This window comes from Paenibacillus salivarius (genome assembly GCF_051307165.1).
Classification (GTDB): Bacteria; Bacillota; Bacilli; order Paenibacillales; family Paenibacillaceae; genus Fontibacillus.
In genome coordinates this window covers 1,985,244-2,005,558 of the sequence record NZ_CP195592.1, presented here as the reverse complement: position 1 = coordinate 2,005,558, position 20,315 = coordinate 1,985,244, and the positions used below count along the sequence as shown (strand labels likewise).

The 20,315-nt window shown below is 51.2% G+C and carries 18 protein-coding genes; 5 read left to right on the top strand and 13 right to left on the bottom strand.

Features of this window, described 5'->3' with window-relative positions; genetic code table 11:
- Positions 1-109: 109 nt before the first annotated feature.
- The 6 genes from ACSFXJ_RS08845 to ACSFXJ_RS08820 form a co-directional block, all read right to left on the bottom strand.
- Complete coding sequence (locus tag ACSFXJ_RS08845; RefSeq protein WP_435924803.1) at positions 110-2,194, bottom strand: methyl-accepting chemotaxis protein; 2,085 nt, start codon at positions 2,192-2,194, stop codon at positions 110-112.
- Positions 2,195-2,240: 46 nt separating this feature from the next.
- The gene (locus ACSFXJ_RS08840; RefSeq protein WP_009224130.1) at positions 2,241-3,206 is read right to left on the bottom strand and encodes an acetylxylan esterase; all 966 of its coding nucleotides are present in this window, start codon (positions 3,204-3,206) and stop codon (positions 2,241-2,243) included.
- Positions 3,207-3,326: 120 nt separating this feature from the next.
- Positions 3,327-4,349 (bottom strand): glycoside hydrolase family 130 protein, encoded by a 1,023-nt coding sequence (locus ACSFXJ_RS08835; protein WP_435924802.1) that lies wholly within the window; start codon positions 4,347-4,349, stop codon positions 3,327-3,329.
- Positions 4,350-4,381: 32 nt separating this feature from the next.
- Entirely contained in the window at positions 4,382-5,215 is an 834-nt protein-coding gene (locus tag ACSFXJ_RS08830) for a carbohydrate ABC transporter permease (protein WP_435924801.1), read from the bottom strand.
- 1 nt (position 5,216) lies between these two features.
- The gene (locus tag ACSFXJ_RS08825; RefSeq protein ID WP_435924800.1) at positions 5,217-6,092 is read right to left on the bottom strand and encodes a carbohydrate ABC transporter permease; all 876 of its coding nucleotides are present in this window, start codon (positions 6,090-6,092) and stop codon (positions 5,217-5,219) included.
- A 124-nt stretch (positions 6,093-6,216) separates the two neighbouring features.
- Positions 6,217-7,563 carry an ABC transporter substrate-binding protein gene (locus ACSFXJ_RS08820; protein ID WP_435924799.1) on the bottom strand — a complete coding sequence of 449 codons (1,347 nt, stop codon included), beginning with the start codon at positions 7,561-7,563 and terminating at the stop codon, positions 6,217-6,219.
- A 240-nt stretch (positions 7,564-7,803) separates the two neighbouring features.
- Here ACSFXJ_RS08820 and ACSFXJ_RS08815 point away from each other — a divergent pair, with 240 nt between their 5' ends.
- From ACSFXJ_RS08815 to ACSFXJ_RS08800, 4 genes are all read left to right on the top strand, one after another.
- Positions 7,804-8,844 carry a substrate-binding domain-containing protein gene (locus tag ACSFXJ_RS08815; protein WP_435924798.1) on the top strand — a complete coding sequence of 347 codons (1,041 nt, stop codon included), beginning with the start codon at positions 7,804-7,806 and terminating at the stop codon, positions 8,842-8,844.
- 202 nt (positions 8,845-9,046) lie between these two features.
- Positions 9,047-10,006 (top strand): glycoside hydrolase family 113, encoded by a 960-nt coding sequence (locus ACSFXJ_RS08810; RefSeq protein ID WP_435924797.1) that lies wholly within the window; start codon positions 9,047-9,049, stop codon positions 10,004-10,006.
- Positions 10,007-10,018: 12 nt separating this feature from the next.
- On the top strand, positions 10,019-11,212 hold the full coding sequence (locus tag ACSFXJ_RS08805) for an AGE family epimerase/isomerase (RefSeq protein WP_435924796.1): 1,194 nt from the start codon (positions 10,019-10,021) through the stop codon (positions 11,210-11,212).
- Positions 11,213-11,245: 33 nt separating this feature from the next.
- A complete protein-coding gene (locus ACSFXJ_RS08800; protein ID WP_435924795.1) occupies positions 11,246-12,418 on the top strand; it encodes a glycoside hydrolase family 130 protein in 1,173 nt (390 codons plus the stop codon).
- A 106-nt stretch (positions 12,419-12,524) separates the two neighbouring features.
- Here ACSFXJ_RS08800 and ACSFXJ_RS08795 read toward each other — a convergent pair whose 3' ends face one another.
- The 4 genes from ACSFXJ_RS08795 to gpr all read right to left on the bottom strand — a co-directional run bounded on the left by ACSFXJ_RS08795 (position 12,525) and on the right by gpr (position 16,703).
- Complete coding sequence (locus tag ACSFXJ_RS08795; protein WP_435924794.1) at positions 12,525-13,586, bottom strand: LacI family DNA-binding transcriptional regulator; 1,062 nt, start codon at positions 13,584-13,586, stop codon at positions 12,525-12,527.
- Positions 13,587-13,690: 104 nt separating this feature from the next.
- Positions 13,691-14,170 (bottom strand): hypothetical protein, encoded by a 480-nt coding sequence (locus ACSFXJ_RS08790; RefSeq protein WP_435924793.1) that lies wholly within the window; start codon positions 14,168-14,170, stop codon positions 13,691-13,693.
- Positions 14,171-14,197: 27 nt separating this feature from the next.
- Positions 14,198-15,538, bottom strand: coding sequence for a stage II sporulation protein P (locus ACSFXJ_RS08785; RefSeq protein ID WP_435924792.1), 1,341 nt, complete (start codon positions 15,536-15,538; stop codon positions 14,198-14,200).
- A 148-nt stretch (positions 15,539-15,686) separates the two neighbouring features.
- Positions 15,687-16,703, bottom strand: coding sequence for a GPR endopeptidase (gene gpr / locus ACSFXJ_RS08780; protein ID WP_435924791.1), 1,017 nt, complete (start codon positions 16,701-16,703; stop codon positions 15,687-15,689).
- Between the two features lie 183 nt (positions 16,704-16,886).
- On the opposite strand from gpr, the gene rpsT reads away from it, so the two are divergent.
- Positions 16,887-17,159, top strand: a complete 273-nt coding sequence (gene rpsT / locus ACSFXJ_RS08775; protein ID WP_435924790.1) for a 30S ribosomal protein S20 — start codon at positions 16,887-16,889, stop codon at positions 17,157-17,159.
- Positions 17,160-17,208: 49 nt separating this feature from the next.
- On the opposite strand, the gene ACSFXJ_RS08770 is transcribed toward rpsT, so the two are convergent.
- The 3 genes from ACSFXJ_RS08770 to holA form a co-directional block, all read right to left on the bottom strand.
- Positions 17,209-18,147 carry an alpha/beta fold hydrolase gene (locus ACSFXJ_RS08770; RefSeq protein ID WP_435924789.1) on the bottom strand — a complete coding sequence of 313 codons (939 nt, stop codon included), beginning with the start codon at positions 18,145-18,147 and terminating at the stop codon, positions 17,209-17,211.
- Positions 18,148-18,266: 119 nt separating this feature from the next.
- Positions 18,267-19,043, bottom strand: a complete 777-nt coding sequence (locus ACSFXJ_RS08765; RefSeq protein ID WP_435924788.1) for a TetR/AcrR family transcriptional regulator — start codon at positions 19,041-19,043, stop codon at positions 18,267-18,269.
- A 100-nt stretch (positions 19,044-19,143) separates the two neighbouring features.
- Positions 19,144-20,166: a DNA polymerase III subunit delta gene (gene holA, locus ACSFXJ_RS08760; RefSeq protein WP_435924787.1), complete on the bottom strand. Its 1,023-nt coding sequence runs from the start codon at positions 20,164-20,166 to the stop codon at positions 19,144-19,146.
- Positions 20,167-20,315 lie beyond the last annotated feature (149 nt).

Genomic DNA, 20,315 nt, shown 5'->3' with positions numbered 1-20,315 from the left:
TGCTTTCGCATAAAATATTAGCATCATGAAGCAGAATAAACAATAACGTTAGTGCTAATTTAATAATTAAATTATTTTATTGTAATAACATTTTGATAACACAAACAATTTACAACTTAAATAACGCCAATTTCTGTTCCAATTTTGAAGAAGCCTGCTCCAAATTATTAGATAACTGAACAAGCCTTTCACTGACATTCTGCTGCTCTCCGCTCAGCGAGGCCACTTCTTCGGAAGTTGCGGAAGACTGCTGGGCCACGGCGCTGACGTTGCCCATCGATTCGGACAACACGCCTTGCGAGACAACAAGCTGTTCGATTGAAGCCGTTACCGAGTCCAGCCGATCGATAAACGCCTGCATTTGCTCCTGCACGTCATAGAAAATAGCATTCGTTTCTTTGACGGCCTCCCGCTGTCTGCCGAACAACGGCGTAACCTCGGACAAGGCGATGACCGTTTCGTTCATTTCGTTCATGATGCCATCCGCAATCCCCGCAACCATTTCGATCGATTGCCTGGATTGCTCGGCAAGTCCGCGAATTTCGTCCGCCACGACCATGAAGCCCTTTCCTGCCGCTCCCGCTCGCGCCGCTTCAATGGTAGCGTTCAAAGACAGAATATTCGTTTGCTTCGTAATATTTTGCATGACGTCAAGAACACCAAGCACCGATGAGGCGGTTTCTTTCAAACCGTTAACCCGTTCCGTAAGCGCAGCGGTTTTTTGTCCGGTCAGATCGGTCTGCTCCTCTAGCGCTGCCAGCCGATCGATTCCCCGCTTGCTCGATTCCCCGACGCTCAAAGCGGACGTCCCCATTTCCCGGTTCACCAAGGCAACATGTCTCATCTGCCCGGAGACTTGCTCGGTCAATTCGTTGCCGCGCTCCGCTTCCTGGGCCAAATCCGTCGCCCCCGTAGCGATCTGCTCGGTGGCTGCCGCAATTTCCTTGGCGGAAATGGCCGTTTTACGCGAGGCTTCCCCCAGCTCCTTTGCCGTTTCCAAGACTTCCAGCGCGGTCTTGCCGGTCTGGTCTACGAGCCCCGTAATCTGTTCCATCATTTCATTAAAAGACAAAGACAATTCGCCAATCTCATCCCGGCTTCGATTCTCCATACGCACCTTGAGATTGCCTTTCGACGCTTCTTTCATCAATGTCTTCATTTTATTGAGCGGCCCCGCGATTGTTCTGGCCATCCAGAAACCGATGGCGATGGCGATGAGCGCCACGATGACTGCGGACAAATAGGTAGTCAGCATGATTTTGTTTGTATCCAGGGTCAATTCGCCGACGGGAATGACGCTGAGCAGCTTCCATCCGGAGGTACCGAGCGTGCTGTACACCGTCAAGCTCTCTTTCCCCACCGCGTCTTTGCCCTGCAGGCTGTCCTGCTCCTGGTCGGTTTTTACCGCGCTCCAGATCCGGTCGTATCCCGGTTCTCCTTGGGCCGCGGACGTGGCGACCAAATGTTGGTCAGCCGAGACGAGCTGTACGACGGATTTTTCGCCGAGGCTGATTTTTTCCAGTTCTTCCCCAAGGATCGAGCTTTTGATGTCGGCAACGACCACATATCCCGTTCCCATCGAGCCGGATAGCGATTTTACCATGCGGAACAGGGAGGTCGGCCCACCCTCTGCTGGAGCGGCTTGGTCCGGCATCCACAGGGTTCGGCTGGAATCCAGCGATTCGCTAAACCATTCCGACTGCTTCGCGCTCTCCAGAAAACCATCGTCCTTCGTCCCCGAAGTTACGCTTTGCATCGCGTCGTTCTCGGGGATCAGGTATACCCCAAGCACCCCGGGATTGGAATAAGCCCAACCTCCCAAAGCCGAGACCAGCTTCTGCTTGATGATGATTTGCTGTCTGGCATCCGTGCCCGCAAGCGAGCCTTGACGGACAAGCTCCTGAATTTCTTTGCCGAACAACGATTGCTGCAGCGAATCTTCATAACGTTTCAGGACCAAATCCAGCTTCTCGGCCGTCTGGCTGACGGTTTGCTGGTTCGACGCCTTGGCGATATTTTTGATCGTGCTTTTCGACATCTGATAGGATACGATTCCAAGACATAATACGAAAGCCAGGGTCGCAAAAAAGAAGATCATAAACAGGCGTGCTCCCACCGACTTGGACGGATGAACCCTGAGTTCGCGTAACCCGGCAATAAGGCGGGTCTTATCTATAGTTATCTTGTTTTTCATGCCTGCTTCCCCCTTGCGACTGTTCAAATATCGAAAAGAATTTCAATTATAGTTTCAGTAACTCCTGAATAACGCGATCGCCCAAATATGGCAAATACTCGTGACCGTATTCATGGTATACGACAAGCTCTTTTTCCGAACGAATCTTGTTGTAGGTAGCAAACTGCGTATACGGCGGGCAAATCGTATCCGCTAATCCCGTCACGAAAACAACCCTCGCCCGAATCCGGTCGGCCAGGTTTTGAATATCGATATAGCCGAGCTTGTTGAAAACTTCGTCATGCCGGCTGTGCAGCGGATCCATGAACCGGAAATAGTAAGCGAGTTCCTCGTATGCGGATGACGTAACGTCCATTTCCCATGCTTTTTTGTAATCCGTCAAAAAAGGGTAAACGGGAATCGCCAGTTTCACGCGCGGTTCCAATGCGGCGCAGGCCACGGTCAGCGCGCCGCCCTGCGAGCAGCCGTGGACCGCGATCCGGTCCGGATCGACGTGATCCATGGACATCAGGATCCGTACCGTTTGCACGAGGTCGAGAAATACATTCCGGTAGTACAGCTTATCCGGGTTCTCCTCATCGATACCGCGGATAATATGCCCTTTGACGGTCGTACCTTTCGCCGACAGGTTGTCTTCGGAGAGACCTCCCTGTCCGCGGCAATCCATCGCGATCACGGTAATCCCGTGTGCCGCATACGAGGCCTTATCGAACCAATCGCCGCTCCCAGTATGGTAGCCGTGGAACAGGGCCAGGCCGATTCCGTTGCGGCTTCCGGCATCCTGTCTGGTCGGCTTGGCAAATTTGGCGTGCACTCTCGCACCGCCGACGCCGGTAAAGTACAAATGGTAACATTCCGCAAGCGGGGTCTGAAACTCGGCCTTCACCAGCTCATAGTCCAGCGGCTGGGCATCCAGCTCCTTGAGCGCCCGTTCCCAATAAGCATCAAAATCCTGGGGCTTCGGGCTGCTCCCCTGATATTTCAGCAATTCCTCAATCCGATCGTTTGCCAATTCGAATCCCTCCTGAAACTCGAAAACGGATAATTCTTCGTAGAGTTATCCGTTTTCGAAAAGTATGGTTAGCTAAAGCTTAGAAATTAGAAATTAGAAATTAGAAGTTATTAGTTGCGATTACATAATGCCGATTTCGGCATCATCGCCGACTTCCTCATGCGTCGCTTTCACGTAATCGACGATTTCTTGAACCGTCGTGTAAGCCACGCCCACATACGTATCGGCCGCGCCGTAATAAATTGCGATTTTGCCGGTGTCCGCATCGGTCAACGTTGCGCAAGGGAACACGACGTTCGGTACGAAACCGCGCTCCTCATACCACTCTTCCGGTGTCAGCACATAAGTGCTGGAACGGTATTTCACTTTGGACGGCTCGTCTTTGTCGAGAATAACCGCGCCCATGCTGTACACGAGTCCGTTGCAAGTGCCCGTTACGCCATGATAGAACATGAGCCAGCCTTCCGTCGTTTCGATCGGAGCCGGACCGCCGCCGATTTTGACGGATTGCCACCAGCCTTGGCCGCCCTTGCTCATGACATGGCGGTGTTTGCCCCAATAGACGAAATCCGGGCTTTCGCTCAGGAACACGTCCCCGAAAGGCGTATGCCCGCTATCGCTTGGACGGGAAAGCATCACGAAATTGCCGTTGATTTTTTTCGGAAACAGAACGCCGTTCCGGTTAAACGGCAGGAACGGATTTTCCAGACGAACGAACGATTTGAAATCGGTCGTTTTCGCCACGCCGATGGATGCTCCGTAAAAATCGGTGCACCAGATGATATAGTAAGTATCCTCTACCTTCACCAGGCGCGGATCGTAAGCATAATTCGGCTGGAACGGCTTGCCTTGCTCGTCGACGAACGGAATGCGCTCTTCTTCGATGTTCCAATTCAGCGCGTCATCGCTCCATCCCAAGTGCAGATGAGGACGGCCGTTGATCGTTTCGGCGCGGAATACGCCTACGAATTTGCCTTCATAAGGAACAACCGCACTGTTGAAAATACGGGCGATGCCTTTGGCCGGATTTCTTTTGACGACCGGATTTTCGCTGTGTCTCCATACCGGGCCGACGGCACCCTCCGGTTTGTTTTGCCATGGGATGTTCGGTAGATTCTCTCCAATAATTTTGACAGTAGTCATGAAATATTCCCCTTCCAAGTCATAAATGATGTTTATTTCACCGAGCCTTGCGCAAACCCGTTATAAATATATTTTTGCAGGGACAAGAACACGACAAGAATCGGAATGATCGTAATCATAATGCCCGCGCAAATGACTTCCCACTGCGAACCGTAAGGGCCTTTGAATTTGAACAGCGCGGTGGACAACACTTGAAGGTCCTCGCTCGGCATGTACAAAAACGGCGTATAAAAGTCGTTATAAATGTTTACGCCCTTAACGATGATGACCGTCACGATCGCCGGGGCAAGCAGCGGTAAAATGATGCGCCAATAAATCGTGAAATAGGACGCCCCGTCCAGCATCGCGGATTCGTCCAGCGATTCCGAAATCGAATCCAGGAATTGCATGAAGATATATACGGCAATAATGTCCGTCCCCAGATAAAGGAGGATCGGCGCAAACCGCGTATCCACCAAGTGAAAGAAGTTGATGATCCGGTAGGTAGCAACCTGGGTCGTTACGCTGGGAATCAGTGTCGCCAGAAGGAACGCACCCATCAACAGCTTGTTGCCGCGGAATTTAAAACGGTTCAATACGTATGCGATCATGGAACCGATCAGGGTTGCCCCGATAATGGACACGACGACGATAATGACCGTGTTCCCGAAACCAAGCAGCATTTTTCCGTTCACGAAGGCTTTCGTATAGTTCGAAAAATTAAGCCAGTTTTCCGGAGGCGTTAGCGGACTTGTAGCCCCGTATTCCTGATTCGTCTTGAAGGAGGCAAACAGCACGACGACGATCGGGATCAGTGCGACGAACGCGCCAAACAGCAAGCTTGCGTATTTGACGACACTGGCTGCGCCGTATTTAAATCTGTACATTCTATTTGTCCTCCTTGATCAGCATCTTTTGGAGCAGGGTTACAATAATTACGATGAACAAAAGTACGACCGCCATCGCGGAAGCCATGCCCAGCTTGCTGTACTTGAACGCGGTGTTCACCGTTTGGATAACGAAGGTGTTACTTCCGTTGGAGCCGCCGGTCATAATATATGGAATATCGAAGGCGCTAATGGCGCCGCTGATTGCCAAAATCAGATTCAACTGAACAATGCTCTTGATGCTCGGAAGAATAATATGGCGGAATTGATGCCAGCGGTTGGCACCGTCAATATCCGCGGCTTCATATACATCCTTGCCGATGGAAGAGATTGCGCCCAGGAAAATAATAAAGTTAAAGCCCATGTATCTCCACACGGACGCGCCGGAAAGGGAGATATTAATGATGTTCGGATTCAGCAGCCAGCCCTGCGTATATTCGCCCAGGCCGAAGGATTGCAGCAAGGTGTCAAGCGTGCCGTCCGGTCTGAAGAAGAACAAAAAGATAAATCCGATCGCAACGCCGTTCAGCAGATAAGGGAAGAACAATACCCCTTTGAAGAAGTTTTTCAAACGCACATTAAAACTGAGAATGGTTGCGAAATAAAGGGCAATCGCCATTTGAGCAAAGGAACCTATAAAATAGTACAAACTCACTTTAAATACGGTAAAATATTTGGAATCCGTAAAAATCGTTTTATAGTTTTCAAATCCGACCCAATCATAATGCTTGCTGTATCCGTTCCAGTCGGTAAAGCTGTACTTGAACATATTGAATACGGGCAAGTACGAAAAAGTGAACAATAAAGCGACGGGAATCAGCGAGAAGAGCACGATAATCAATTTCCGCTGCGTTTTGTAGCTTAAATTTTTGAACACCACTCACACCTCCAATGGTCTTGCTGCGTATGGTTTCCTATCCGGTGATTCAAACATAAGGGAAACGCATTTTTCATGCGTTCCCCCTTTTTTTATATCAGGTGTCTAATCTAGTTTCCGCCGTCTATTCTTTCGTTACTTTCGCACGCGATTTCACCCATGCGTCGTTCAGGTCCTTCATGATATCATCATAAGATTCATTCAGGTTGCCGATCGCCGCTTCGATAATGCGTTTTTTGAACTCAGGCTGCCAGAGGCCGATCTCGGCATCCTTGTCGATTTTGTCAACCAGACCTTCTTGGCCGGCTTGAGCAGGCGTTTGAAGTTCGAACTTCACGTCGGTGCCTTCGAATTGCTTGAGCGTCGCAGGAAGCGGAGCTCCGACAACCGGGCTCATGCCGCCGGCTTGTTCCGTAGGATAACCGGATTCTTTGATGAACCATTCGATCCATGCTTTTGCGGCTTCTTTATTCTTGCTGTGCTTGCTGATCCCGATCGTGTAGTCGTCAGCGAGCGGCATAATGACTTCGGAAGCGTTTGTCGGGAAAGGCATGTAGGCGATATCGTCCGGATTAGCGGCCAAGCCTTGAACTTGTCCGATCGCCCAGGAACCGAGTACCATCGCGCCGATTTTGCCGTTCGCCATGTCCGCTTTCGAAGCTTCCCAGTTCGTTGTCGTCGGGTCGGCTTCGATCAAGCCTTCTTTAGCTGCATCGTACATCACTTTATAAAGCTCATAGTGAGGTTTGCCCGGAACGAAGTTCTCATCCGTGTTCGGTTGATCCACGTTCACGTAGTCCACGCTTCCCGCTACCGTCGTGAGTACCGATTCCCATTGGGTCAAAGGCCAGCTATCCGCATAGTTCGTGTAAAGCGGAACCGCATCGCCTTTTTCTTTGATTTTTTTCAAAGCATCCATGAATTCGGCCGGAGTTTTAGGGGCCGTCGTCACGCCTGCATCCGCGAATACTTTTTTGTTGTAAAGGATACCGGAGAAGTTGACCGCGGTCGGAATGCCGTAGGCTTTGCCGTCAACGGCTCTTTCTTCCAAACCGATGTATTCCTTGCCCAGTTCGGCCAAATCGCCGAGCGGTTCAAAAAATTCCGGCGTGTCCTTCAGCGGAATGCTGGTCGGCAGGAGCAGCACATCGCCGTAGTCGTTGGAGTTCATGCGAACCGTAATTTGACCTTCATAATCGGACAAAGCTTGGAAGTTTACTTTTACTTTTGGATATTTCTCGTTAAATTTAGCGGCATAATCCTTGAAAACCGTATCTACAATATCTGTTCTTTGCGTAAGTACGGTAATTTCGCCGGAAACTTCTCCCCCGGTTTGTTCGGTTGACGCGTTGTTGGACGTATTGCCTTGCGCGTCGTTCCCTGCGTTGTTGTTCTTGGATCCGCAACCCGCCAGCATCGTCAGCACCAGCATCAAAGCAACGAAACCGAGAAATGCTTTGTTTTTCTTCACTTTCTTTTACCCCTTTCGGTTAACTTAAATTAAGTTATCGATAAACTTCGTACTCATTCTATATTGAATACGCTTTCCCGTCAATAATTAATTTATTTTTAACGGGAAATTTAATTAATTCGTAAAGTAAAATGAATTTATTTATCTGTCACTTTATATTTACGATATAATTAATGTATACTGATTCTAAATCATGTAGCTGATTCCGTATTAAGCTTGACAGGACGGTGAATAAAGTAAATGAAAAGTAACATTACGATGAAGGATATCGCCAACAAATTGGGGGTCAGCAGCGTAACGGTATCCAAAGCGCTTAATGATAAAGAGGGCGTCAGCGACACTTTGAAGCTGAAAATCAAAAAAGTTGCCGGTGAGATGGGTTATCGCTTTAATTCGGCAGCGAAGTCCATTAAAGACGGACTCTCCTACAATATCGGCGTTATGATTCCGCAGCGGTTCACGGGCATAAACGATTCCTTCTACCTTCGGGTTTACCAGGAAATCGCCGTACAACTGGATCATTACGGATACTTCGGCATTTTGAATATTTTGAGCAGCGATGATGAAGAGGAACTGAATTTTCCGAGGGTATACAGCGAGAACAAGGTTGACGGCATCATTATATTGGGCCAAATCAGCAAAAAATATATCGAAACGGTGCAAAATATGGATTTGCCCAAGCTGTTTCTTGATTTCTACGACGAGCATGCCATGATCGACTCGATAGTTACCGATAACTTTTACGGCGCATACGAATTAACGAACTATTTGATTCAAAACGGTCATCGGGACATCGCCTATGTCGGCAATGTGTATTCTACGAGCAGCATCCAGGACCGTTTTCTCGGGTATTACAAATCCTTGTTGGAGCACGGGCTGAAGTTTGAGGACCGCCTGCTGTTGAATGACCGGGACGAGCGCGGCTATTACATCGATATCGAGCTTCCGGACAACTTGCCGACGGCCTTCGTATGCAACTGCGATCAGGTGGCCTATAATTTATGCGAGCGCTTAACGGAGGCGGGTTACCGAATTCCTGAAGATTGTTCCGTGGTCGGTTTCGATAACGATATTTATGCCACTTTAAATTCGCCACCGCTAACGACCGTGGAAGTGGATATTGAACAAATGGCCCGGACGGCCGTCAAGGCGATCATGGATAAGGTATCGAATCCGAACCGCCGAAACGGAAGAGTCCTCGTGCAAGGCAAAATTATTTATCGCAATTCCGTTCGCAATTTATCGAATAACCCTGTGACTTCCTCTAACAAATCTCGCTAACAAACGAATAGATGCGATCCGACCGCCGAGAAATCGGCGGTTTTTGTTGTACATAAAAAGATTGGAAATCTAACAAAAAAGTAAATAAAGCAGTTGAAATTATAAAGGAAATAGACTTATATTAGAGTTAAGGTAGCTATTTTGTTATCAAAAATTATAACAAAATATAACAAACAGTTATTTTGTTAGCGAGGTGGACACAATGAAAAGCTTGGATCAATACGTGGCAGGCATGACCTGGGGGTTCATGGGCGTCCGGGGAACCTGGGCCACGGAACAAGCTGAGGCATCTATGGAGATGATGGCCGACAGAACGGGAATCAACTGGACGGCAATCGCATTTACCACGCTTCAAGCTACGGCCTTTTCTACGGAAATCCCTTATTGGAATGAACCCACGGTTACCGACGAAGAAGTTACATGGGCGATCCAAAAAGCAAAATCACTCGGCCTCCGCGTTTGTTTAAAACCGATCGTCAACTGCGCGGACGGTACGTGGCGGGCACACATCAACTTTTTCGACAAGGATGTTCCCTGCGAACCTAAATGGTCGGACTGGTTTGCATCCTACCGTGCCTATATTTTGCATTTTGCCAAGATCGCCGAGGAAACGGGATGCGAAATGTTCTGCGTCGGCTGCGAAATGGTACAAACCGACCGGCGCGAGGCGGAATGGCGGGAACTGATCGCCGAGGTAAGAAAAGTTTACAGCGGACTCGTCACTTATAACTGCGATAAATACCAGGAGGATAACGTCGCTTGGTGGGATGCCGTGGATATGATCAGCTCCAGCGGCTACTATCCGATCAACGATTGGGATCGTCAGCTTGACCGGATTGAAAGCGTTGTACGGCAACACGGCAAACCGTTCTTCTTCATGGAAGCCGGGTGCCCGAGCCGCACCGGTTCTTCCCTGATTCCGAACGATTGGTCCCTCCCCGGCAAAGCGGATCCTTCCGAACAGGCCCGGTTTTACCGGACTATGTTCGAAAAATGCGGAGAACGCGACTGGGTGCAAGGATTTATGTTATGGGATTGGCCCGCGAAACTGTATGATTGCGATCAGGCCATGGATGACGACGGTTACTGTATTTTTGGAAAAGAAGCGGAGAACGTCGTTGCGGAAGCCTACACGACCCGTCTTGGTTCTCTCAAACGCTAAGGAGGAAATTCAGTGGACAAACATGTATGGAAAGAACAACTGCAGCAAGAGCTTCAAGACAACATCTTGAAGTTTTGGATCGATAACACGATCGATTCCGAGAACGGCGGATTTATCGGCGAGATCGACAGCGGGCTGCAAGTGAACGGGAAAGCCGACAAATCCCTCGTGCTGAATGCCCGGATTTTATGGACGTTTTCTTCCGCCTATCGCCTCTACCCTGTCCCGAAATATTTGGAGATTGCGGAACGCGCCTATGCCTATTTGCTGGAACATTTCGTAGACCGCGAGCATGGCGGTTTGTACTGGATGGTCGATTACCAGGGACGGCCTTCCCAGGATAAAAAGCAGGTTTACGGTCAAGCCTTCGTCATCTATGCGCTTACGGAATACTACAGAGCGGTTCAACATCAAGACGCGCTGGATCTGGCGATCGAAATTTATCGTTTGCTGGAAAAATACAGCTACGACTCCGTTCATAAAGGCTATGTCGAGGCGTTATCCCGCGACTGGCAACAAACCGGGAATCTGAGCCTGAGCGCTAAGGACCTCAACGAGAAAAAGTCGATGAATACCCATCTGCATGTACTTGAAGCGTATACGAATCTTTACCGGGTCTGGAAGTCGCAGGAGCTGCACCATAGCCTGAAGGAACTGATTGAAGTGACCCTCGATCATATCGTCGACCCGCAGCACGCGCGTTTTCTGCTGTTTTTCAGCGAGGAGTGGGAGGTCAGAGGCGGCCATATTTCTTACGGTCACGATATCGAAGGCAGCTGGCTGCTTGTTGAAGCGGCGGAAGTGCTGGGCGATCCCGAGCTGTTGAAACGCGTGATCAAAACCGCCATCGAGATGGCCGAAGCCGTCCGCAAGGATGGCATCGATAAGGACGGCGGCATCTGGAACGAGGCCGACGAGAACGGCGTGACCGACTCGAATAAGGACTGGTGGCCGCAAGCCGAGGCCATGGTCGGCTTTTACAATGCCTATCAACTGACCGGCGACAATAAATTCGAGGAAGCCGCCGCGCATTCCTGGAAGTTCATTCAAACCTATCTCGTAGACCGTACCGGAGGAGAATGGTACTGGGGCGTTGACCGCGACGGCAAGCCGCTGTTGCACGAACCGAAAATCAGCGCCTGGAAATGTCCTTATCATAACGGCCGTGCATGCCTGGAAATGATTGAACGTTTGGAACGGAACTAAAAAATATTACATCGTCCTTTGGAGGGATAACTAATGAGTATTTTCGAAGAGAGAAAAAAGCAATTGACCGAGCGTTACGAGTCGCTGATCGCACGCCGCAACGAAGCGGTACCCTACGGCAACGGTATTTACGAACGCTACAAATACCCGGTGTTGACGGCGGAACATGCTCCGCTGATCTGGAAATATGATTTTAATCCGGAAACAAATCCGTACTTTATGGAGCGCCTCGGAGTAAACTGCGTGTTTAACCCGGGAGCTATCCAACTGAACGGCAAATTTTATCTCGTAGCCCGCGTGGAAGGCGCTGACCGCAAATCGTTTTTCGCGGTTGCCGAAAGCGACAACGGCGTGGACGGATTCCGCTTCTGGGATCATCCTGTCGTCCTTCCCGAAACGGATGTGCCTGACACGAACGTGTATGATATGAGACTTGTGCAACATGAAGACGGCTGGATCTACGGGCTGTTCTGCACGGAGCGCAAAGATCCCGACGCCCCTCGCGGCGATCTCTCCAGCGCGGTTGCTCAGTGCGGTATTGCACGGACCAAGGATTTGGTGACCTGGGAGCGCTTGGCGGATTTGAAAACCGCTTCGGCACAGCAGCGCAACGTTGTTCTGCATCCGGAATTCATCGACGGCAAATACGCGTTTTATACGAGACCGCAAGACGGCTTTATCGACACCGGATCCGGCGGCGGCATCGGCTGGGGATTGTCCGAATCGATCGAAAACGCCGTGATCGAGAAGGAAATCATTATTGACGAACGTTATTACCACACGATCAAAGAAGTGAAGAACGGCCAAGGTCCTGCGCCGATCAAAACCGATCGCGGCTGGCTCCATATCGCGCATGGAGTTCGGAACACCGCGGCAGGCCTCAGATATGTACTTTACGCTTTCCTTTCCGACTTGGAGAAGCCGTATGAAGTCACTCATCGCCCTGGCGGCCATCTGATCGCTCCGGAAGGCGAAGAGCGCATCGGTGACGTATCGAACGTCGTGTTCTGCAACGGCGTCATCGCTACGGATAGCGGCGAAGTATACATTTACTACGCTTCCTCCGATACCCGGATTCATGTCGCAACCACTACGGTGGACCGGTTGCTGGACTATGTAACCAACACGCCGGAAGACCCGCTTCGTTCGTTCGCCTGCGTGGAACAAAGAATCGGTCTGATCGACCGCAACTTGTCCTTGGCGTAATAAAATCAAGAAAACCGGACCTATTCGTTAGGTCCGGTTTTTATTGTGGAAAGGGATGCCTTAGGCAGCGTATTCGCCGCCATGGGGCACCCCTTTGTGCTTCGTTTTAAACCTTCGCCGGTGCCGCTGTAGAATCGCGATGCACGAGCTCTGCGGCCACCAGCACCTTCTCCAGCGCCATATCCGGCAGAGCGATCCGCTCAATCAACTTTTTGACGGCTCTGCGCCCCATCGCTTCCTTCGATACGTGAACCGTCGTAAGCGGCGGCTCGCTGCGGTATGCGTCGTCAATATTATCGAAGCCGGTGACGGTAATTTCGCCGGGAACGTCGATTCCGACATTTTGAAGCACCTGCTGTACCCGAATGGCGATCGAATCGTTGGCGCATACGAGCGCAGTCGGCATTTGACGGGCTTTCTTGCGAGCCAATATCCATTCTTCAAAGTCCGGCGCAAAGTCCCCGGTATCCACGCCTCTTAGCATCAGCATCGGGTCTTTGAGGCCGGGCGTGTCCAGCCCGTTCTCCTCCAGCGCCTCCCGAAAACCGTGCCATCTGTCGCGGAAGCTGCGGCTGAATTCGACGTTCCCGAGAAAATGGATCCGCGTATGCCCAAGGCCGATCAAATGGTTGCACAAACGCGCAATGCTGTCCCCGTTGTTCGCAAACACGGTGTCCGTCGGGATGAGCCCGTCCTCATGATCGACAAGCACCATGGGGATTCCGAGTCGATGGACTTCCAGCAGCAGAGAGCTGTCGATTTGGCCAACGCCGATCATTCCCAGAATCCCTTCCGGATTCAAGACGTGGATGAAGTGGTCCACCCTGGATTCGGAGACGATCACCATGCCGAGCCCTTTGGCCTCCAATTCTTCGGAAATTCCCTCTAAAATTTTGCCCCAATAAAGGGAATCCTTCGTCTGGAAGCGGATATTGGGCATCAGAACGATCACCGATTGTTTCCCGTGCAAGGAAGGGGCCTGCTGGGTCATGGCTTGATTTTTCATATAGGCGTTTTTTTGGGCGAAATAACCGAGTTGGGAAGCTGCCTGAATGACCCGGTTTTTCGTGGTCTCGTTAACGCCTCCTTTGCCGGAAAGAGCCTTGGAGACGACAAACTTGGATACGCCCAAATGGTCTGCAATTTGCTGCATCGTCACTTTTTTCAACTTGTAAATACCCCCGAAAACCATAACTGTTTGTACTATTCACTCCGTCCATTATAACAAAGACGGCATCGGGGATGGAATGAGTTTTAAAGGTATTCCCAAAATTATTCGTTTGAAGGCCCAAATAAGGAAGCAAACCAGTGAATCCCTTTTTGCGACAGCTGCTGAAGCAGGCCTGCCGTTTTGTCCGCAAAACGGTCTACCGCCGGCGGTTCCGGCTCGGGCATCAGCAGGTCGGCAGGCGTCTGCACCCTGCTTCCGTTCGGCTGAACGCCATAATTCGCCGTGTAGTCCCGGACGGAACCAATGTCGCCGCCCGTGCCGTATCCTGCTCCATTACCCGTTCCATAGCCTGTCGCGCCCCCCGGATTTCCGTATCCCGGATTAGGGGTCGGATTGAATACTCCCGTTTGCCCCGTCTGTCCTGGTTGAATAACATTATTATAAACGTAAGGCGAGTACCATCCGTTCCGCCAATAATCCGTCTGTTCCGCCGATCCCGAGTCCGATAGCTGCATGCCTAAGGTGATGCCGGCCACCAGCAGAATTCCGTACAGTATTCCCCTCCTTTTCACTCTGCCCATTTTCAGCGCTCCTTCCATGAATCTATTCTATGATTTAGTTTTGCCTTGTCCGGCGGATGTATCCGCTTTGGCCTGGGATTTGTCTTGCGCTTCGCCCTTCGACAACGATCCCGCCTTCTCCGCATCCTGGCTCTCCCAATACAGGTCCGCAATAATTCCGCCAAGCACTTTCGCCGTTCGTTCCAGTTCTTCCGAGGTGTTGTCGATGCCGCCGATCTCGATCAGAATGCTGTTTGGCGACAAGGACTGGTTGTACTCCCCATTCCCTTGAGAGCTTGTTTTGCCCCAAATGCCGCGCGATATCCCCGGATAGGAACTCTCGAGACGCTCATGGATCAAGCTTGCGAAGGCTTCGTTCTTCCGCCAGTTCTCGTTGCCATGGCCGATAATGAAATAAACCTGGGCGTACGATTCGCCGCCGATTTCCGTCGTTGTCTTCTCATGCCGCTGAGAATCTCTATGAATATCAAGAAAATATTGCAGTTTGCCGTTCTCGGCCATCGCCGTTTTCACGGTTTCGCGTGAGTATTTATATGAGTAATTGTAACTGTATCCGTTCACGGCAGCGGCGTAGTTTTCAAACGAGTGCAGCGTGGCGATCCCTTTTCGCTCCAGCTCCTTGGCCAGAAAATCGCCGACCAGCCCGACGCTCTTCATTTTCTCGGCCGATCCCGGGTTGTCCACATTCGTGCCCAACAGCGGATTGTAAGATTCTTGCGGATGGGAGTGATAAATCATGACGATATTTTTGTTTCCCGGTTTGATCGCGGGCTCTTCCGGCTGGCCTTGCTGCTGTCCGCCTCCGCCCCCTCCGTCCGTCCCGGAACCGGCATTCCCGCCTGGTGGCGTTGTTCCCTGGTCGGCACCCGGAGTCTGACCGCCGGCGTCCGGCTCGGGATGATCGGCTTCGCCGCCCCCCGGGTCCGTCCCCGGGCGGTAATCCTCCGGCGCTTGGACCGTTAAGTTACCCGAACCGCTCCTCAGCAGAATCGGATTGTCGGCGCCCAGCCCCGGGACTTCGCGGGCAACCAAGCTTTTCGGATCCGAAGGGTTCACATTGGTCAGCAATTGAAATACAAACTGCGATACCTGCTTCCCGGTAATTGCGGGCGCCTGCTTCTCGCTGACGGAGTGCGGCAGCTCCATGCCCACCATATCGATGAAAAACCGGCTCGACAGGGATGCCGCCAGCCCCTTCATCGATGAAACGGGCGAGGTGTTCAGATTTTTCTCGGCGATCCCGAACGTACCGAGCAAAATAAAAAATACGACCGACAATACCGACATCAGCAAAAAAGTTTGCCCCATCGCCAGCACGTGCAGAAAGTTCCGTTTGATTTTTCCGATGTTCCATGCTCTGAATTTCATTGCTTCTTCCTCCTCCAGCCGCTTACCTCAGGCTCAATCAATCTTCTTACTCCAAATCTATGAACCTAGCGCCCCGGATAGAACCTTGGATTCTCACAAAAAAAAGAAGTCCGCTAGATTGCGAACTTCATAGGGAGGGAAGAGGTTGTTAATGCGTATAGGTGGCCACGTTGTCCGGATTTACGGCATCATGCAGGGCGAGATTCAGTCCGCTCGCGATGACGTTGGCAATATCCTCGATAAATTCGTCGATTTCCTTCGGTGTCACGATCAGATCATGACCCAGCGGTTCAAGCACTTCCTTGACGAGCCCAAGCCGTTCATTTTCGCTAAGCTCGGTGAGCAGTCCAAGGATCCGTTTCGTCTGACCCTGCTGAGCCTGGCCGCTCTCTTGGTCGAAATGGGACTTCATCATGTCAAAAACGTTGTTGACGATCGTGGAAGCGTAGCAAACCGTCGGCACGCCGATCGCAATGCAGGGAACCCCCAAAATCTCCTTGGTCAACCCGCGGCGCTTATTCCCGATGCCGGAGCCCGGATGGATACCGATATCCGCAATCTGGATCGTCGTGTTCACCCGCTCCAGCGATCTGGACGCAAGCGCGTCGATGGCGATGATCAAATCCGGTTTGGTCCGGTCCACGATCCCCTGCACGACCTCGCTCGACTCGATTCCGGTAATCCCGAGCACCCCCGGTGCGATCGCGCTGACGTCCCGGTAACCCGGCGACACCTGATCGGGGGCCAGTTCAAAATAGTGGCGGGTCACCAGCACATTTTCCACGACGAGCGGACCGAGCGCATCCGGCGTTACGTTCCAGTTGCCGAGACCGACGATCAGCACTTTTGCGCCCTCTTGAATGCCGATCTTCTTCAGAAACAGGCCGAATTCCTTGGCGAAGGCGGCCGAAACCTTTTCCTGCAAATCGCTGTCCTGACTGCGCAGACCGGGAACCTCGATCGTGATGTAATGCCCGACGATCTTGCCGATTTGCCGCGATGCCGCTTCGTTGGCGACATCCAGCCGGGTTATTTTGATTCCGTCATTCTCTTCAACCTGCTCGTTCAGCCCCGGAACCGGCCCGCCGTGGGCCGTCTCCGCGATTTCCTTCGCTTCCACGGCCAAGTCGGTACGAACGGAATAATCCCGCAAATCCAAATTCATGTCATGATGACCTCCTTTTCCTCGGTTGCCTATAGTTTGCTGGAGACGGAAACCGATTATTCACCCGAGATTCTTTCTAGGTTTGTTTTTGAGGAACTCATTGCATTTTAACGAGGGTCATGATAAAATATTTTAAGTTGTGAATCATCTGGGATGATATATGCTTTACAGGAGGTGAATGCAATGCCAAACATTAAATCCGCTATCAAACGTGTGAAAACGACTGAAAAGCGTCGCGCGCTGAACGCTTCGCAAAAATCCGCTCTGCGTACGGTAGTTAAAGCTGCCGACACCGCTCTGGCGAACAACGAAGTGGAAACAGCTAAAGCCGCTTTCGCCGCTGCATCCAAAAAATTGGACAAAGCCGTAACTAAAGGTTTGATCCACAAAAATGCAGCAGCCCGCAAGAAATCCCGCTTGGCTAAAAAATTGAACGCCCTTACGTCGCAAGCGTAAGCGTCGCTATTTATAAACTTAAGCTCAAAGAGACCTGAACGATTTTCGTTCAGGTCTTTTTGATGAATGCGGCAACGGCATCCATAACCGCCTCCGGATGATGTTGCGGAATCATATGAGCGGCATGTTCCAAAACGATGAGCTTGGACTCCGGAATCTCCTCATGCAGCCGGTAACTGTGGCTCTTCGTTTCGAACGGATCACGATCGCCGACAACGATCGCCACCGGCACCCCGATCTTCCCGTATTGCCCCGATACCGCCTTCGCAGCCGGCACAAAGGCCAGCACATCCTCCCTGTTCGCTTTAAACTGTCCGGGACGAAGCCAAAGGGCTTTTGCCGCTTTCCGGTAGGATTCCGGAACCGGCTCCGGCTTGAAGGTTTCCTTCAACATGCGGTCCGCCAGGGGAGGCCCCAGCACGGGTAAAATCAAATTCATTAACATCCATCCAACAACCGGCGCAGTTACGGCCGAAGAGATCGGATCGCCTTTTTCCGCGGGATATCCCTCGGGATACATGCCTCCTCCCAACGTAACGATCCCGGATATTTCTTCGGGATAACGAAGGGCGTATTCCATGACCAAAACTCCGCTCCAGGAATGACCGACCAGAACCGGCTTCTCCACTTCGAGCTCCTGTAACGCACGATGCAACAATCTTGCCTGTACAGCCGGCGTCACGTTTGTTTTTCGCGGCCGATCGCTATAACCGTAACCCGGTCTGTCAAAGGCGATCCCCCGTAATCCCCGGGAAGCCGCCACCTTTATCGCTTCACGAAAATCACTGCCGTCCAAAATGCCTCCATGCAAGAACACGATTGCTCTTCCTTCGCCTTCGCTTATATAATGAAGCCTTATACCTTCAGCCATAACGTAATCTCCGCCAGGGGGATAACGCTTTTCCGCCCACGATACTCTGATCCGCCCATACATAAAAAGAATCACCGCGATACAAAGCAGTAAAAGCAGCACTAGTAATATCATCATTTAACATTCCCTCCATATCATAAAGTATTTGATTAATGTACTAATTAGTATGTTATACTTACTAAAAAGTTTCATTTCCCCCATGCGAAGAACTTTGCGGAAATGAAACGATTCAGCATTCAAACGCCGTTCAATCCTTGCCATATGATTTTCGAGGTCGTATGTATCAGTTTTTTCAGTTCCTCGGGTCTCGGATCCATCAACCACTCGATAACAATCCCTTTTAGGAGGGCGTCAATCATCTTTGCCGTCGAGGCAGGGTCCGTGTCGTTCGAAAGGAGCCCTTTGTGCTGCATCGTTCGGATGAGCTCCCCGACCTGCCGCATCAAGCGGTCATGCCGACTTTGCAAATGCTCGCGCACTTCCCGATCGCGTGAGGAAACGACGAATTCCAAAAAAAGCATGGAATTTTCATCGCCCGTCATCAGGCAAGTCAACTGCGATTCAAACCAGTCCGACAGCGCGGCCCTTGCGTCGTCGGCCGATAAAATACGTTCAATTTGAGCGGGAAGCAGGCGAAGCTGAAGTTCATAATTCCGATCCAGAAGCGCGAGGAACAGGTCCTGTTTGCTGGAGAAATGCCAATATACCGCCCCTTTACTGAGACCCGCGTATTCGGCTACCTTTTCCAATGAGGAATTTGCATATCCATAAACGGAAAATATATGCGCTGCCGCATCAAGCACCCTTGTTTTCGTATCGGCCATTTCGGACCTTACGGAAGCCTGTTTCTCCATCAGCCATTCCTTCATCGCCTGCTTGCTGCCGAAATGCCGCCGAACGGCAGTCCAATGAACCCCGGCGGATTGGGCCACATCGGCAAAGGTAATCCGGTCAAACGGCCTCGTTGCCGCCAGCTGTTCGGCCGCTTGCATCACTTTATCGCGAACTGTCACGCAAATTCACCTCATACCCGGCTAAAAAATATCATTTAAATACCGGATGGTATGTAAATATAATAAAACAAATCGCACGAAATGATCAACTATAAATTCCTCATGCCCCGAGCTTTAACAAAAACAGCTCCAGCCCCAGCACTTTGTCGATCCCGCCGCTTTTCATCTGATGATCGAGCCGGGCCAAATCGGATAGGATCGCTTTTAACCGGGCCGGTTCAAACTTCCGGGCTTGCTCTCCGGCAATTTTGACCGCATAAGGATGAAGCCCGAGCTGGGAGGCGATCTGCTGCTGGGAGTAGCTTTGCCGCGCCATCTCCTTGACCTGCAGCATGATCCGGAATTGACGGGCGATCAGGGCCGCGATTTTGATCGGCTCTTCGCGCTGTTTCAGCAGTTCGTAGAAAATGCCGAGCGCCTGCTCCAGCCTTAGTCCTGCGATATGCTCCACCATTGCAAACACATTTTGCTCCGTGGTACGGGCAACAAGCATCTCGATCGTCGCGGTTTCGATTTTCCCTCCGGTTCCGGCATACAAGCACAGCTTGTCCACTTCCACGGAAAGTGCCGACATTTGCACCCCGGTCGCCGCCACCAACGCCTCGGCCGCTTCCCGCCCGATCCGGCAGCCGCGCTTCTCGACCTGGCGCACGACCCATTCGGTCAGTTCTCCGCCGCCGAGCGGCATGAACGACAGTACCGTTCCCGCCGATTTCATCGCCTTTACGATCTTTTTGCGCTCATCCAGCTTTTCTCCGTTCACGACGAATACGATGACGCTGTGTTCCGCCGGATTATTAATATAGTCGAGCAGCGCCTCTACTTTATGTTCGATTTTGCCTTCCTTACCCGCGGCCGCCGTAAACAAGGCCGAGTCGCGAACGATGATCAGCTTGCGCTCCACAAGAAAGGGCAGCGTTTCCGCCTCCTCGATCACTACCTCAATCGGCGTCTCCGACAAATCGTAGGCAGCCAACGCAAAATCCTTCTGATCCCGGTCCACGATATTTTCTTCGAGCAACCCGGTAAATTCCTTAATCTGATACTTTTCCGTACCGTAACACAAATACAACGGGGAGATTTGCCCCTGTTTCAATTGTTTGATTGCCGTCTTGACGTCCACCCGGCATCTCCCTACTCTCTTCACGATTTCTAAAATATTTCTCTTTATAATGATACTTGGAATTATATCAGATTACAAAGGCAAACAAAGGGACCTCTGCACCATGCGCGCGAAGGCCCCTTTGTCCCGAGCATCTATATAAACGCGGG

What these genes read in the sequence shown, in the direction of transcription:
- ACSFXJ_RS08770 (WP_435924789.1), bottom strand. Translation starts at nt 18,147, where the DNA reads ATGATGATATTACTAGTGCTGCTTTTACTGCTTTGTATCGCGGTGATT.
- ACSFXJ_RS08815 (WP_435924798.1), top strand. Translation starts at nt 7,804, where the DNA reads ATGAAAAGTAACATTACGATGAAGGATATCGCCAACAAATTGGGGGTC.
- ACSFXJ_RS08785 (WP_435924792.1), bottom strand. Translation starts at nt 15,538, where the DNA reads ATGAAATTCAGAGCATGGAACATCGGAAAAATCAAACGGAACTTTCTG.
- rpsT (WP_435924790.1), top strand. Translation starts at nt 16,887, where the DNA reads ATGCCAAACATTAAATCCGCTATCAAACGTGTGAAAACGACTGAAAAG.
- ACSFXJ_RS08810 (WP_435924797.1), top strand. Translation starts at nt 9,047, where the DNA reads ATGAAAAGCTTGGATCAATACGTGGCAGGCATGACCTGGGGGTTCATG.
- ACSFXJ_RS08830 (WP_435924801.1), bottom strand. Translation starts at nt 5,215, where the DNA reads ATGTACAGATTTAAATACGGCGCAGCCAGTGTCGTCAAATACGCAAGC.
- ACSFXJ_RS08790 (WP_435924793.1), bottom strand. Translation starts at nt 14,170, where the DNA reads ATGGGCAGAGTGAAAAGGAGGGGAATACTGTACGGAATTCTGCTGGTG.
- ACSFXJ_RS08845 (WP_435924803.1), bottom strand. Translation starts at nt 2,194, where the DNA reads ATGAAAAACAAGATAACTATAGATAAGACCCGCCTTATTGCCGGGTTA.
- gpr (WP_435924791.1), bottom strand. Translation starts at nt 16,703, where the DNA reads ATGAATTTGGATTTGCGGGATTATTCCGTTCGTACCGACTTGGCCGTG.
- ACSFXJ_RS08835 (WP_435924802.1), bottom strand. Translation starts at nt 4,349, where the DNA reads ATGACTACTGTCAAAATTATTGGAGAGAATCTACCGAACATCCCATGG.
- ACSFXJ_RS08800 (WP_435924795.1), top strand. Translation starts at nt 11,246, where the DNA reads ATGAGTATTTTCGAAGAGAGAAAAAAGCAATTGACCGAGCGTTACGAG.